The sequence below is a fragment of the Gordonia ajococcus genome, assembly GCF_012974285.1.
Classification (GTDB): domain Bacteria; phylum Actinomycetota; class Actinomycetes; order Mycobacteriales; family Mycobacteriaceae; genus Gordonia; species Gordonia amicalis.
Genome location: NZ_CP052884.1, coordinates 1648864 through 1662381, shown reverse-complemented (window position 1 = coordinate 1662381; position 13518 = coordinate 1648864). Strand labels below are relative to the sequence as shown.

The window sequence follows — 13518 nt, the reverse complement described above, 5'->3', positions numbered from 1 at the left end:
CCCGTCAGGTGTCCGCCGGTCGTCGCTCATCGGTCCCGGCCGTGCTCGTCGCGTCCTGGTCGCCGGGTGCGGCGTCGTCGGGTGCTGCGCCATCGGTTACGGCGCCATCGGTTACGGCGCCGTCGGGTGCAGCGTCGACGTGCGCCGAGGCAGCGGCGATCGGACCGGAGGGATCGGTGCCCTCGTCGAACGCCTGATCCGCTTCCGGGTGCTCGGTGTCGAAGGACTCGGGCAGCTTCTTGAGCTGACGGCCCATCGACCAGATCAGGAACGCGGTCCCGACCAGCAACACCAGGATGACGAGCAGTCCCAGAGGGGACGACTTGCCGAATTCCGGTCCCTGCGGCTCCTCCGCCGCGACGACCATCACGGTGTTCACGAAGTCCACGTTGTTCACGATGTCGATGTTCATCACGCCTCGATTCCGGCGAACAGATCGGTTTCGGGCAGGGCCGTCTTCACGCGCGTCTTGGCCAGCTCGAACTCTTCGGTCGGCCACAGTCGCTGCTGCCACTCCAGCGGTACGGCGAAGAACATGCCGTTGGGGTCGATCTGCGTCGCATGGGCCCGCAGCGCATCGTCACGCTGTGGGAAGTACTTGGCGCATTCCACCTGGGTGGTCACCCGGCCCATCAGGTCACCGCGACTGGGATCCCACTTGCTGAGCCACTCGGCGAACGGACTCTCCTGGCCGTGACGCGCGAACTCGTCGGAGAAAAGGACCATGCGATCGCGGATGAACCCGTGCGTGTAGTAGATCTTCGACACCGTCCACGGTTCACCGGTTCCGGGGAACGCGTCGGGTTCCCCGGCCTGGTCGTAGGCCGCCAGCGACACCTCGTGGCAGCGGATGTGATCGGGGTGCGGATATCCACCGTGCTCGTCGTAGGTGATCATCACATGCGGACGGAACTCCCGGACGACGCGGACGAGTGCCTCCGTGGCCTCCTCGAGCGGTACGGTCGCGAACGAGCCCTCCGGCAGCGGCGGCAGCGGGTCGCCCTCGGGCAGCCCCGAGTCGACGAAACCCAGCCAGGTCTGCTTCACGCCGAGTGCCTCGGCGGCTTTGGCCATCTCCTCGCGGCGGACCTCGGACATCCGCTCTTTGATGCCGGGACGGTCCATCGCCGGATTCAGGATGTCGCCCCGCTCGCCACCGGTCAGGGTGACGACGAGCACCTCATTGCCCTCGGCCGCATATTTGGCGGACGTGGCCGCACCCTTGCTCGACTCATCGTCGGGGTGCGCGTGGACCGCCATCAGACGGAACACACCCGGCTGCGGGTCGTCGGCGTGGGTTTCGGTCACAGTTCCTCACCTTCGGATCGCTACTCGTCCCATGGTAGGTATTGACGCGTGAACAGTTCGGATGGGGGCGCCGCAGAGCGCCCTCGCAGCGGCCCGCGCGCGACCTACCCGGAGCATTCCGCGACCGCTCAGACCCGTCGGCGCTGGTTCGTCGCGCTGTCGATACTCGTCGTGGTGGCCGGCGTCACGCTGGCGGCGATCGGGTACAGCAAGTTCGGCACCGCCGACGTGTCCGGCGAGGCCACCGGCTACGAGATCCTCGACAGCAACACCGTCGCCGTGCAGTTCACCGTCGACCGCTCCGACCCGAGCAAGCCCGCCGCCTGTGTGGTGCGTGGACGATCGAAGGACGGCAGCGAGACCGGGCGCCGCGAGATCCTGATCCCGGCCGACTCCGCCGAGCGGATCGGTGTCCGCACCGAGGTCACCACCTCCAAACCCCCGGTGATCGGTGAGGTCTTCGGTTGCACCGTCAACGTGCCCGCCTACCTGCAGCCCGAGTCGTGAGCACCCGGCAGGCCAGACCAGGCGAGACACCGGCACCCCGCGCGGCGTTCGCCGCAATCGGTAGCCGCTACTTCCCGCTGCTCGTCGGGCTGTTCGTCGGCGTGATGCTGATCAGCAACGTCACCGGCACGAAGGGTGTCGTGCTGTTCGACGACTGGCTCGACGTCGACCTCGGCCCCATCCACATGCAGGGCCTCGTCACCGACGGCGCGTTCTTCCTGTTCCCGCTCGCCTACGTCCTGGGCGACGTGATCAGTGAGGTGTACGGGTTCCGCGCGATGCGCCGCACGATCCTGGCCGGTTTCGCCGTCCTCGTTCTCGCGTCGTTGTGTTTCTGGCTGACGATTCAGCTCCCCGCCGCCGATTTCTACGAAGGCCAAGAGGCTTTCGAAACCGTCGCCGGCGTCGTTCCACAATTCCTACTTGCCGGACTTGCCGGATATGTGGTGGGCGAGTTCCTGAATTCATTCGTGTTGGTCAAAATGAAAGAGCGCGCCGGTGAGCGACATTTGTGGGCGCGCCTTTTGGGATCGACCGTCGTCGGCGAATTCGCGGACACCCTCGTCTTCTGTTCGATCGCCGCATCTGCACTGGGTATCTCCACGTGGGGGGACTTCGTCAACTACACCGTTGTCGGGTTTGTCTGGAAGACAATGGTCGAGATCGTCATCATGCCGGTGACGTATTTCGTTGTCGGATGGCTGAAACGAGCCGAGCCCACCTATCAGGAAGCACTCGACGCGGCAACCGCCCGCACAACGGATGTGCCATAGGTCTCGTCGGCTGGTAAGATGGTCGGATACACGGCTCCGCGAGGGGTCGTGTTGCTGCATTTTTAGCGTCCAAATGTCGCGCGGTGAAAAAAGTCGCAACGCGGCGCGGGCAACACGAAGGAGTGACCGATGACCGACACCCAGGTGACCTGGTTGACCCAAGAGTCGCACGATCGCCTCAAGAGCGAGCTCGACTCATTGATCGCCAATCGTCCGGTCATTGCTGCCGAGATCAATGAGCGACGTGAAGAGGGCGACCTCAAGGAGAACGGTGGCTACCACGCTGCCCGCGAGGAGCAGGGCCAGCAGGAGGCGCGCATCCGCCAGCTCCAGGAGCTGCTGAACAACGCCAAGGTCGGCGAGGCGCCGACCCAGTCCGGCGTCGCCCTGCCCGGCTCCGTCGTGACCGTCTACTACGACGGCGACGAGAAGGACTCCGAGACCTTCCTGATCGCGACCCGCGAAGAGGGCGCGTCGGGCGGCAAGCTCGAGACCTACTCCCCCAGCTCGCCCCTGGGCTCCGCACTGATCGACGCCAAGGTCGGCGAGACGCGTGAGTACTCCGTGCCCAGCGGCGCGACAATCAAGGTGACCCTCGTCAGCGCGGAGCCGTACCACAGCTGATCCCAGCCGTCTGACCACGAGCCGAGCCCGGGACGACATCGTCCCGGGCTCGCTTCGTCTGATCAACCTCGTTTCGACATGCAGACTTCGGTCGACGTCTGCCGGTCGGGACTGAGGTTCGCCTGTCCGCAGGTGCGGTCAGCCGAGGTTAACCTTCACACCGCCGGAGAACACCGAATCGTGGAGCTCGATGCTGGCCGGTTTGGCGTCAACGGGCATGTCGTAGACGACCTTGACCTCGACTGTGTTACCCGGATTGATGTTGTCCCAGACGGGAATGTCGCTGCCGCCGAGGTAGATCTGCGCGGTGGTATCGGGCTCGAAGCTGCGGCCCTCGGTGTCGAAGAGCTTCTGATTGGTGGGCGAGAAGTCCTTCGGCTCCTTGCTGGTGTTGTGCACCGTCATGGTGACGACCACGAACTGTCCCTGCGCCTCCGCCGTGAGGAACTCATTTTCGCCGACCGACGACAGGCCCGACTCGACGTTGGTGACGACGAACTCGAACTTGCCGTCGCGCACCGGCGTGTTCAGGCCGGCGGCCTGATCGTCGGCCTTCTTGTTGCCCTTGTCGTTTCCAGCATCGCCGTTACCCGAACCCGCCTGCTCGGCCGAGTTCGAGTTGTCCGACGAAGCGGTGTTGTCGGTCCCCTCGTCCCCACCGCCGGATACGGCGGCGATGATGACAATGAGCACGACCAGGATGCCGACGATCCACGGCCACTTCTTCTTCTTCGGCGGCTGGATCGGCGCCTGGTACGCCGGCGGTGCACCGTACGGACCGGGAGCTCCGTACTGGGGCTGCCCATAGGGCTGTCCCGGATAGGGGGCCTGTCCGGGCTGGGACTGTCCCGGATAGGCCTGTCCGGCCTGGGGATTCTGGGGGTCGGTCATTTCGTTCCTCTTTCACATGCGGACCGGGAAGCGGCCCGCTCAAATGTCATTCTGCACAACAGGTCTGACAGTTCCGCGGCGTCGTATGCTCGGAGGAATCGTGGGCGAATGCGCGACGATCACACTCAATTCCGAGACATATCGGTAACACCGTCAGAGACAGAACAGATGTGTTCCGCTAGCTGTGGTCAGCTCCGTAAACCGCCTGCTGATTGGTGAATCCCTCGAATTCCAACTGTTCGATCAGTCCCTGCCTGGAGAACGGGGAATACTCGCGGTACTGACGGGCAGACTTTGCTGCCTGTACATACCAATTCACCTCACCGTCGACCTCGCGCTGATCGACGGCGGCGGACGAGTCCGAGTATGAGAAGCCCTCGAACTCGAGCTGGCCGATCAGCCCAGACTTCGAAAAACTGCTGTACGCAAGGTACTCCCTCGCCATGGCGACCGCGTCTGACTTCTCCGACACGAGCTTGATCACGGGAGCCTGCACGCTCGGCGATGCCTGCGGGGAGACGCTCGTGCCGAAGCCGGCCATGACCCCGATCATCATCACGAACGCCGCCAGGACGCCTGCCGCCCACGGCCATCTCTTCTTCTGGGGGTTGCTCATCGTTTTTCCTTCTCTGCTCACGGTTCTGGGAAGCGGAACCGTGTCTGATAGCAAGGTGTCACGGGGGTACGACAAAAACGTTGGCGCACAGTGTCATCCGATCAGATGGTTCCAGTCTGACCGGCAATCACGTCGACTTCGGTCCGACGTGCAGACTTCGACCGACGTCTGCACGTCGAACTGAGGTCCACCGGTCACGCAGCCGCGAGCGCATCCAGCCACGGGCGGAGCAGACCGACCAACTCGCCGCGCTCGAGCGTCGCCCACGTCCAGCGGACCACCATGATCCCCTGCGCGCGGAGGGCGTCCTCGCGGCGCTTCTCTCGGATCAGCGCATCACGTGGCGTGTCCCCCGGACGCAGCAACCGGCCGTACTTATGCAGGCCGTCGAACTCACCGACGAGCTTTGCCTCCCAATCGAAGTCGGCACGCGCAGGCCCTTCGCTCGTCTGGAACGTGTGCTGCAGGCGCGGCATCGGCAGCCCGGCCACGATCATCTGAGCCCGACTCCATGATTCGCCGACGCTCTCCGACGCGGCGTCGGCAAGCGACAGGGCGCGCCGTGCCGTGCCCACTCCACGCCATCGTCCACGAGATTCGAGGATCGTCGTCATCGTGGCGAGGTCGGCTTTCCGAGCGAGGGCACCGTCGAAAACGACCAGAGCTTGTGCGAAGTCCCCATTCATGGCGACATCGACCGCGGTGCGCTCGAGGGTTGTCACCTGAACACCGTCGACGGAGGCGACGTGGTCCGGGGACAGCGGACCGGCATGGACGATGCGATGGCCGCGCACGAAACCACCGCGCTCGCGTGTCTTGGTTAGATGAACGACCTCACGCTCGGGATGCAGCAGCGACAGTCCATGGACGGCCGCCGCCGAGTCATGACTCAGCGTCGATGTGTCCCGATCACGAGCAGAGGTGGCAACGGCGATCGACTTGAGTCGGTAGAGATCGGCCTCATTCGTGTTGGATTCGGGATCGGAGTCCGCCATGGCGCAGACACCCGGAGCAAGCCTGACGAGTTCGCCCCGGCGCACCGCCGCCGCGACGACGTCGTCGGAGATGCCCAGCCGGAGGGTCGCCTCGCGTCGGATGAGTCCGTAGGGGTCGGTCGGGAAGACAGTCATATCTCTTGGACGCAGCGCGCCGGCGATTGGTTCACTTTCGTGGCCGGATCTCTCCGGCACTCTGACCGGCGAACCTCAACTCGACTGGCAGACTTCGATCGAAGTCTGGGAATCGGGTTGAGGTTCGCCTGTCCCATCGCGGAAGCGCCTGTGGGACCGAGACGTCGATGCTTCAATGGGCGCATGGCACCCCATTCGCTGGAGACCTTCGACCTCGACTTCTTCGACGACGCACCCGTGCGCCACGTGATCGACGTCCGACTGCCCGTCACGCCGCAGCGCGCATGGGCTGAGTTCACTCGCCAGAACACCCTCGACTGGTGTCGGGCGATCAAGTCGATCGAATTCACCTCTCCGCCGCCCTACGGCGCAGGCGCCACCCGCAAGGCCGTCCTGGGTCCGGGGTACGTGACGCTCCAGGAAGACTTCTTCCACTGGACCGAGGACGCCGAAGCAGGCCGGTACCACAACGCATTTCGGGTCAAGAGCGCCAACGTCCCGGGCATCCGCCGCTTCGGTGAGGCCACTCAGATCGACCCCGCCGACGTCGGTTGTCGCCTGCGGTGGACCTTCGCACTCGAGTTGCCGACCAAGTCCAAGGCCGTCACCGCGTTCTCCGGGCCGGCGTCGTCGACCGTGTACAAGACGATCGAAGCGGACACGCTGAAGTACTTCGCGCATCTCCCGTCGGCGGCGTAGTCGCGGATTCACGCAGCGAAAACGGTCCGGGTCTGCTCGTTCAGCACTTCCAGGTGCAGGGCTACCGACTCGTCGATCCCGACCTCGTCGATGAGTGCTGCCACCAAGCGGACAGGAACCGAATCCACCTGTAGCTCCACGCCTAGCGGCGCCAAGAGCAGGAGATTGGCCTCTGCCTCGACCACCAAGGGACGACGCTGCGTCGCGGCATGGTCGCGGCGCAGTCCCCGGTCCCTGGTCAGTAAGTGGATGACCATCCCATCGAACCTCTCGTCTGGTAGCTCTTCGAAGACCACGTTCGCGGAATGCCAATAGAGCCCGTCGATCGACATGTCGTGCGCCCGTCCGGCAATGGTTTCGTCGATGCGATGGCGTCCGGCCGACTCCTCGAAGAGCACAAAGCCGGCGTCGTCGCGCTCGACCAAGTCGAGAATGTCCCAGAGGTCGGCGGCATCATAGGAATCGCCGGCTCCCGTCAGCACCGGCATCGCCGACCTCTCCACCCACGTCAGGGGCACGTACGGCAATGTCCGCGTGGCATACTCCGCCGCATCCCTCGTCATCTTCAGTCGCGGCATCCCGTTTACCAACAGCGACCGACGCGCATGGTGCTCTTGGCAGACAGGCCCGTCGAGGGACTCGAGTTCTTCGAGCAGCGTCTCGCACGTACGCCTGAGCCACCGCCAGCTCTCATACAGATCCGCCCGAATCCGCTCCGCGTGCTCAGGTCCCCATGCCGACTCGGATGAGTGTGAACGTCTTCCCATGCACGGCAAGGTAAGTGCGCACGAAGCCCGACGACGAGGAGCTTGCACAGGCATACGGCCCATCCACAACCTCGCCGAGCTATCCCCGCAGGAAACCGGCCTCGCTCAACGCGCGTCGGACGTCGTGCTGGTGATCAGGCCCACGCGTTTCGACGCTGACGGTCACCTGCACCTCGCCGAGGTAGAGGTCGTCGGCGACGCGTGAGTGCACGATGTCGATGACGCTCGCACCCTGGTCGCGGAGCAGTTCGAGCAGCGCGAGAAGTCCGCCCGGGCGGTCGGAGACGGTGGCGGTGAAGGTGAGAAATCGCCCGGCGGCGGTGAGGCCGTGAGTGGTCACGTGGCGCAGCAGCAACGGGTCGATGTTGCCGCCGGACAACACGACACACACTTTTCCCGACAGGTCGAGCGTGCCGCCCACCGCGGCGGCCACACCTGCCGCGCCCGCGGGTTCGACGACCATCTTCGCCCGTTCGAGCATCAGCAGGAGCGCCGTACTGAGTTCTTCCTCGCTGACGGTCACGACCTCGTCGACGTACTCTGTGACGTGCTCGAACGGGACGTCGCCCGGCCGGGCCACGGCGATGCCGTCGGCCATGGTGTTCATCGACGCCGCGGGCACCGGACGCGTCGCCGCGAGCGACGTCGGCCATGCCGCGGCCTGGGCCGCCTGCACGCCGATGACTCGGACGTCTGGCCTCGACGCCCGTACCGCGGCCGCGACTCCGGCGAGCAGACCGCCGCCGCCGAGGGGGACGACGATGGTCGTGACATCGGGCATCTGCTCGAGGATCTCGGTCCCGACCGTGGCCTGACCGGCGACGATGTCGAGGTGATCGAACGGATGGATCAGCACCGCACCGGTCCGGTCCGCGTACCGCTGGGCCTCGACGAGTGCGTCGTCCACCGTCTCACCGGCCAGAACCACCTCGGCGCCATAGGCTTTCGTCGCCGCGATCTTCGGCAACGACGCGCCGGTCGGCATGTACACCCGTGCGGTGGTGCCCAGCTCGGTTGCCGACCAGGCGACCCCTTGCGCATGGTTGCCCGCACTCGCTGCGACGACGCCGCGTGCCCGCTCGTCGGCGGACAACCGGGAGATCCGCAGATAGGCACCCCGCGGCTTGAACGAGCCTGTTCGCTGCAGGTTCTCGCACTTCAGCCAGACGTCGGCCCCGCTTCGCTCGGACAGCACGCGGGACGCGATCACCGGCGTCCGCCGGATCACGCCGGACAACTCGGCGGTCGCCTTCTCGATGTCTGCAGATGTGAGCAGCATTGGGCCGGTATCAACCGCTGGCTGTCAGCGCAGCGCGTTCTCCAGGTCGCCCAGGATGTCGTCGATGTCCTCGATGCCCACCGACAGACGAACCAGGTTGGCCGGGACCTCCAGCAACGAGCCGGCGGTCGACGCATGGGTCATCGCGCCGGGGTGTTCGATCAGCGACTCGATGCCGCCCAGCGACTCGGCGAGGGTGAAGACCTCGGTGCGGGCGCACAACTGCTTGGCCTCTTCGATGCCGCCCTTGACCAGCACCGACACCATGCCGCCGTAGCGCTTCATCTGCTTGGCGGCGACCGCATGTCCCGGGTGGTTCTCGAGTCCCGGGTACAGGACGGCGTCGATCTTGTCGTGCGAGCTCAGGAACTCGACGACCTTCTCGGCGTTGTCGCAGTGGCGATCCATGCGGACGGCGAGCGTCTTGGTGCCGCGCATCGTGAGGTAGCCGTCGAACGGTCCGGGAACCGCACCGGCCCCGTTCTGCAGGAAGGCGAACGCCTCGTCGAGCTCTTCGCTGTCGGTGACCAGCGCACCACCGACGACATCGGAATGACCACCGAGGTACTTGGTGGTCGAGTGCAGGACGACATCGGCGCCGAGGGTCAGCGGCTGCTGCAGGTACGGGGAGGCGAAGGTGTTGTCCACCACGAGCTTCGCGCCGGCCTCGTGCGCGATGGCGGCGAGGGTTTCGATGTCGCCGACGTTGAGCAACGGGTTGGTGGGTGTCTCGGTCCAGACGAGCTTGGTCTCGGGACGGATCGCGTCGCGCACCGCGGCGACGTCGGACACCGGTGCCACCGAATAGGTGATGCCCCACTGGGTGAACACCTTGTCGATGAGTCGGAAGGTGCCGCCGTAGGCGTCGTTCGGGATCACCAGGTGGTCGCCGGGACGCAGCGTCGAACGCAGCAGGCAGTCGGTGGCGGCCATACCGGACGCGAAAGCGCGACCGTAGGTTCCGTGTTCGAGTGCGGCGAGATTGGCTTCCAGCGCCCGTCGCGTCGGGTTGCCGGTGCGGGCGTACTCGAATCCGTCGCGCAGTCCGCCGACGCCGTCCTGGGCGAAGGTCGAGCTGGCGTAGATCGGCACGTTCACCGCGCCGGTCTGGGGATCCGGATCGTATCCGGCGTGAATGGCGCGGGTCGAGAAACCTTGCCAGCGAACCGAATCCGCGGCGCTGCGTCGTTCACTCACAGTGGTGTGCTCCTATCCGACGATCGGGTGGCTCGAGACGAACGCGAGCAGGTCGTGGCGTGTGATGACGCCGATGGGCTTGCCGTCCTCGACGACCATCAGCGCATCGCTGTCGCCGAGTGCCTTGGTGGCAGCGCTGATCGGCTCACCGGAACCGATGAGCGGGAACGGATCTCCCATGTGCGCCGAGACCGGGTCGGCCAGGCTGGCGCGTCCCTCGAAGACGGCGCTGAGCAGGTCTCGCTCGGTGACCGCACCCGCGACCTCGCCGGCCATGACCGGCGGTTCGGCGCCGACGACCGGCATCTGGGACACCCCGTACTCGCGGAGGATCTCGATGGCGTCGCGCAACGTCTCCTGCGGGTGGGTGTGGACCAGGTCGGGCAGGGCGCCGGTCTTGCCGCGCAGCACGTCGCCGACCAGCGACTCCTTGGCGTTGGCGTCCAGCGGGGTGCGGAGGAAGCCGTAGCTGCTCATCCATTCGTCGTTGAAGATCTTGGCCATGTAGCCGCGTCCGCCGTCCGGCAGGAGTACGACGACGAGGGCGTCGGGCCCCTCGCGCTCGGCGACCTGCAGGGCGGCGACGACGGCCATACCGCAGGAACCGCCGACGAGGAGCCCTTCCTCGCGGGCGAGGCGGCGGGTCATGTCGAAGGAATCCGCGTCGGAGACCGCGATGATCTCGTCGGGGATCTCCGGGTCGTAGGCGGCCGGCCAGAAGTCCTCACCGACGCCTTCGACGAGGTACGGGCGTCCGGTCCCGCCGGAGTACACCGACCCTTCGGGGTCGACGCCGATGACCTTCACCGCACCGTTGGAGACCTCCTTGAGGTAGCGCCCGGTGCCGGTGATGGTGCCGCCGGTGCCGACGCCCGCCACGAAGTGCGTGACCTTCCCGTCGGTGTCGGCCCAGATCTCCGGGCCGGTGGTCTCGTAGTGACTCTGCGGGCCGGCCGGGTTGGCGTACTGGTTCGGCTTCCACCCGCCCTCGATCTCGCGGACCAGACGATCGGACACGCTGTAGTAGCTGTCGGGGTGCTCCGGCGGCACGGCGGTCGGGCACACGACGACCTCGGCACCGTAGGCACGCAGCACGTTGCGCTTGTCCTCGCCGACCTTGTCCGGGCAGACGAACACACACTTGTATCCGCGCTGCTGCGCGACGAGTGCGAGACCGACTCCGGTGTTGCCGGATGTCGGCTCGATGATGGTGCCGCCGGGCTTGAGTTCACCGGAGGCCTCGGCGGCGTCGATCATCCGGACCGCGATGCGGTCCTTGCTGCTCCCGCCGGGATTGAGGTACTCCACCTTGGCCGCGACCAGCCCGGATCCGGGCGAGGTCACGGAATTCAGCTTGACCAGAGGGGTGTTGCCCACCAGGTCCACAACGTGATTGGCGATGCGCATGAGTCCATGGTCCCAGAACCGTCGTGGTCCCCGACACTCGGCCACCGACACCCGGCCGTCGACCTCTAGACTGGCGGCCGTGTCCGGTTGGAGTCGCAAGGTCGGTGCCGACAGTTGGGCCTGGGGCCGGGTCTGCCGTGACGTGGGCGCCACGGCGGCAGCCACTGCGGCTGGAGCAAGTGCCGGATGGGCGGTCTGGAACTACCTCAACGGCCAGGCCGCGACGGCCCGCACCGTGATCCCGCACCGCACCGACAACGCCCCCGACGGCGACGGCGTCTATCACCCGGACGGCCGGGTGACGCGGTACACCCGCGACACCGAAGTCGACCTGTTCCTGACCGTCTTCGGCGACTCCACCGCGGCCGGACTCGGTGTCGACACGGCCGACGAGACGCCCGGTGTGCAGGTCGCACGACGAGTCGCGGCCGAGACCGGCAAGACCGTCCGCTACGCCAACAAGGCCATCGTCGGCGCGACGTCGAAGGGGTTGGCCGCCCAGATCGACGCGATGTTCATCGCCCACGAACGGCCGGATGTCGCGATCATCCTGATCGGCGCGAACGACGTGACGTCCCGCAACGGCATCCGCGCGTCGGCCCGCCGACTCGGCGACGCCGTGCGACTGCTCGTCGGCGGCGGCGCGAAGGTCGTCGTCGGCACCTGCCCCGACTTCGGCGTCATCACCGCCATCCCGCAGCCGCTGCGAACAGTGTTGCGGCAGTGGGGCCTTCGTTTGGCTGCAGCCCAACGCGCGGCGGTCCGTGCCGCGGGTGGGCGGTCGGTTCCGCTCGCCGACCTGATGGCCAAGGAGTTCCGGGCCCAGCTCGATTTCATGCTGTCCCCGGATCAATACCACCCCTCGGCGGCGGGATACGCGCTGGCCGCCGATATCCTGATGCCACCGGTCCTCGACGCCATCGGCGAGTGGGGTTCGGCACCGTTACCCGAACCTCCCGAGGAATCCCCGGCGGTGGAGGAGTCGCGCGTGGCCACCGCGCTCCGACGCCTGCTCAAGCAGGTGTGAGCGGCAGATGTGATCTACCACCCCATCAAACCAAGCATCTGCTTGGTTGGGGTAGCGTGGGCGCATGGCTGAAGCAGTGATCGTTTCCACCGCCCGCTCCCCGATCGGCCGCGCCGCCAAGGGATCCCTCAAAGACGTCCGTCCCGACGACCTGTCCCGCCAGATGGTGGAGGCGGCCCTCGCGAAGGTGCCCGAACTCGACCCGGCCGACATCGAGGACATCCACTGGGGCATCGGCCAGCCGGGCGGTCAGGGCGGCAACAACATCGCCCGCGTGATCGCCGTCGAACTCGGTTACGACCACATCCCCGGCGTCACGGTCAACCGCTACTGCTCGTCGTCGCTGCAGACCACACGTATGGCGCTGCACGCCATCAAGGCCGGCGAGGCCGACGTCATCATCTCCGGCGGCGTCGAGAGCGTGTCGAGCTTCGGGATCTCCGGCGGTGCCGACGGTGCCCCGAACTCCAAGAACCCGCTCTTCGACGACGCGATGGCGCGCACCGAACTCGCCGCCGCCGGCGACACCGGGATCTGGCACGACCCCCGCCAGGACGGACTCATCCCCGACGTCTACATCGCGATGGGCCAGACCGCCGAGAACGTCGCGAGCTTCACCGGCATCTCGCGTGAGGACCAGGACCGCTGGGGCGTCCTCAGTCAGAACCGCGCGGAAGCGGCCATCAAGTCCGGCTTCTTCGCCCGCGAGATCGAACCGGTCACCCTGGCCGACGGCACCCAGGTCACCACCGACGACGGCCCGCGCGCGGGTACGACGTACGAGAAGATCTCGCAGCTCAAGCCGGTCTTCCGACCCGACGGCACCATCACCGCCGGCAACGCCTGCCCGCTCAACGACGGTGCCGCCGCGCTGGTCATCATGAGCGACACCAAGGCGAAGGAACTCGGCCTGACGCCGCTGGCGCGCGTCGTCGCCACCGCCGCCACCGGCCTGTCACCCGAGATCATGGGCCTCGGTCCGATCGAGGCGATCCGCAAGGTGCTCAAGATCTCCGGGATGTCGCTGTCCGACATCGACCTCGTGGAGATCAACGAGGCCTTCGCCGTCCAGGTGCTCGGCTCGGCGAACGAACTCGGCATCGACCACGACAAGCTGAACGTCTCGGGCGGCGCGGTCGCTCTCGGCCACCCGTTCGGTATGACCGGTGCACGGATCACGACCACCCTGCTCAACAACCTCCGCACCCATGACAAGACCTTCGGCATCGAGTCGATGTGCGTCGGTGGCGGTCAGGGTATGGCCATGGTTCTCGAGCGCCTCAGCTGACCCGC

Annotated in this window: 15 protein-coding genes; 6 read left to right on the top strand and 9 right to left on the bottom strand. The window is 66.4% G+C overall.

Annotation, left to right across the window (positions count from 1 at the left end):
* Positions 1-4: 4 nt before the first annotated feature.
* Entirely contained in the window at positions 5-412 is a 408-nt protein-coding gene (locus GAA2_RS07635) for a hypothetical protein (RefSeq protein WP_159406114.1), read from the bottom strand.
* Positions 412-1308: a mycothiol conjugate amidase Mca gene (mca, locus tag GAA2_RS07630; RefSeq protein ID WP_006434390.1), complete on the bottom strand. Its 897-nt coding sequence runs from the start codon at positions 1306-1308 to the stop codon at positions 412-414. Before mca ends, GAA2_RS07635 begins: the two co-directional genes overlap by 1 nt.
* A gap of 48 nt (positions 1309-1356) precedes the next feature.
* Between mca and GAA2_RS07625 the strand changes: the two genes are divergently transcribed.
* The 3 genes from GAA2_RS07625 to greA all read left to right on the top strand — a co-directional run bounded on the left by GAA2_RS07625 (position 1357) and on the right by greA (position 3212).
* Entirely contained in the window at positions 1357-1815 is a 459-nt protein-coding gene (locus GAA2_RS07625) for a DUF4307 domain-containing protein (protein WP_006434389.1), read from the top strand.
* Complete coding sequence (locus GAA2_RS07620) at positions 1812-2588, top strand: queuosine precursor transporter (protein WP_006434388.1); 777 nt, start codon at positions 1812-1814, stop codon at positions 2586-2588. The genes GAA2_RS07625 and GAA2_RS07620 overlap by 4 nt, the downstream gene beginning before the upstream one ends.
* 129 nt (positions 2589-2717) lie before the next feature.
* The gene (gene greA / locus GAA2_RS07615) at positions 2718-3212 is read left to right on the top strand and encodes a transcription elongation factor GreA (protein WP_006434387.1); all 495 of its coding nucleotides are present in this window, start codon (positions 2718-2720) and stop codon (positions 3210-3212) included.
* Between the two features lie 138 nt (positions 3213-3350).
* Here the strand turns inward: greA and GAA2_RS07610 are convergent, their stop codons facing one another.
* The 3 genes from GAA2_RS07610 to GAA2_RS07600 form a co-directional block, all read right to left on the bottom strand.
* The gene (locus tag GAA2_RS07610; protein WP_191834867.1) at positions 3351-4103 is read right to left on the bottom strand and encodes a DUF4352 domain-containing protein; all 753 of its coding nucleotides are present in this window, start codon (positions 4101-4103) and stop codon (positions 3351-3353) included.
* Positions 4104-4281: 178 nt separating this feature from the next.
* On the bottom strand, positions 4282-4719 hold the full coding sequence (locus tag GAA2_RS07605; RefSeq protein WP_096273697.1) for an Ltp family lipoprotein: 438 nt from the start codon (positions 4717-4719) through the stop codon (positions 4282-4284).
* Between the two features lie 194 nt (positions 4720-4913).
* Positions 4914-5849 carry a type IV toxin-antitoxin system AbiEi family antitoxin domain-containing protein gene (locus GAA2_RS07600; RefSeq protein ID WP_096273694.1) on the bottom strand — a complete coding sequence of 312 codons (936 nt, stop codon included), beginning with the start codon at positions 5847-5849 and terminating at the stop codon, positions 4914-4916.
* A gap of 183 nt (positions 5850-6032) precedes the next feature.
* On the opposite strand from GAA2_RS07600, the gene GAA2_RS07595 reads away from it, so the two are divergent.
* Entirely contained in the window at positions 6033-6548 is a 516-nt protein-coding gene (locus GAA2_RS07595) for an SRPBCC family protein (RefSeq protein ID WP_096273692.1), read from the top strand.
* 8 nt (positions 6549-6556) lie between these two features.
* Here GAA2_RS07595 and GAA2_RS07590 read toward each other — a convergent pair whose 3' ends face one another.
* The 4 genes from GAA2_RS07590 to GAA2_RS07575 all read right to left on the bottom strand — a co-directional run bounded on the left by GAA2_RS07590 (position 6557) and on the right by GAA2_RS07575 (position 11198).
* A complete protein-coding gene (locus GAA2_RS07590) occupies positions 6557-7036 on the bottom strand; it encodes a hypothetical protein (protein ID WP_157753377.1) in 480 nt (159 codons plus the stop codon).
* A gap of 358 nt (positions 7037-7394) precedes the next feature.
* Entirely contained in the window at positions 7395-8594 is a 1200-nt protein-coding gene (gene ilvA / locus GAA2_RS07585) for a threonine ammonia-lyase (protein ID WP_096273688.1), read from the bottom strand.
* Positions 8595-8618: 24 nt separating this feature from the next.
* Positions 8619-9791 carry a cystathionine gamma-synthase gene (locus GAA2_RS07580; protein WP_096273686.1) on the bottom strand — a complete coding sequence of 391 codons (1173 nt, stop codon included), beginning with the start codon at positions 9789-9791 and terminating at the stop codon, positions 8619-8621.
* Between the two features lie 12 nt (positions 9792-9803).
* Positions 9804-11198, bottom strand: a complete 1395-nt coding sequence (locus tag GAA2_RS07575; RefSeq protein ID WP_006434378.1) for a cystathionine beta-synthase — start codon at positions 11196-11198, stop codon at positions 9804-9806.
* A 79-nt stretch (positions 11199-11277) separates the two neighbouring features.
* On the opposite strand from GAA2_RS07575, the gene GAA2_RS07570 reads away from it, so the two are divergent.
* Positions 11278-12225 carry an SGNH/GDSL hydrolase family protein gene (locus GAA2_RS07570; RefSeq protein ID WP_191834866.1) on the top strand — a complete coding sequence of 316 codons (948 nt, stop codon included), beginning with the start codon at positions 11278-11280 and terminating at the stop codon, positions 12223-12225.
* Between the two features lie 64 nt (positions 12226-12289).
* Positions 12290-13513 (top strand): acetyl-CoA C-acetyltransferase, encoded by a 1224-nt coding sequence (locus GAA2_RS07565; protein ID WP_191834865.1) that lies wholly within the window; start codon positions 12290-12292, stop codon positions 13511-13513.
* Positions 13514-13518: the final 5 nt, after the last annotated feature.

Excerpts from the sequence above, each read along its gene's own strand:
- GAA2_RS07635 (WP_159406114.1), bottom strand. The coding sequence starts at position 412 with ATGAACATCGACATCGTGAACAACGTGGACTTCGTGAACACCGTGATG.
- greA (WP_006434387.1), top strand. The coding sequence starts at position 2,718 with ATGACCGACACCCAGGTGACCTGGTTGACCCAAGAGTCGCACGATCGC.
- GAA2_RS07610 (WP_191834867.1), bottom strand. The coding sequence starts at position 4,103 with ATGACCGACCCCCAGAATCCCCAGGCCGGACAGGCCTATCCGGGACAG.
- GAA2_RS07605 (WP_096273697.1), bottom strand. The coding sequence starts at position 4,719 with ATGAGCAACCCCCAGAAGAAGAGATGGCCGTGGGCGGCAGGCGTCCTG.
- GAA2_RS07600 (WP_096273694.1), bottom strand. The coding sequence starts at position 5,849 with ATGACTGTCTTCCCGACCGACCCCTACGGACTCATCCGACGCGAGGCG.
- GAA2_RS07595 (WP_096273692.1), top strand. The coding sequence starts at position 6,033 with ATGGCACCCCATTCGCTGGAGACCTTCGACCTCGACTTCTTCGACGAC.
- GAA2_RS07590 (WP_157753377.1), bottom strand. The coding sequence starts at position 7,036 with ATGCCGGTGCTGACGGGAGCCGGCGATTCCTATGATGCCGCCGACCTC.
- ilvA (WP_096273688.1), bottom strand. The coding sequence starts at position 8,594 with ATGCTGCTCACATCTGCAGACATCGAGAAGGCGACCGCCGAGTTGTCC.
- GAA2_RS07575 (WP_006434378.1), bottom strand. The coding sequence starts at position 11,198 with ATGCGCATCGCCAATCACGTTGTGGACCTGGTGGGCAACACCCCTCTG.
- GAA2_RS07565 (WP_191834865.1), top strand. The coding sequence starts at position 12,290 with ATGGCTGAAGCAGTGATCGTTTCCACCGCCCGCTCCCCGATCGGCCGC.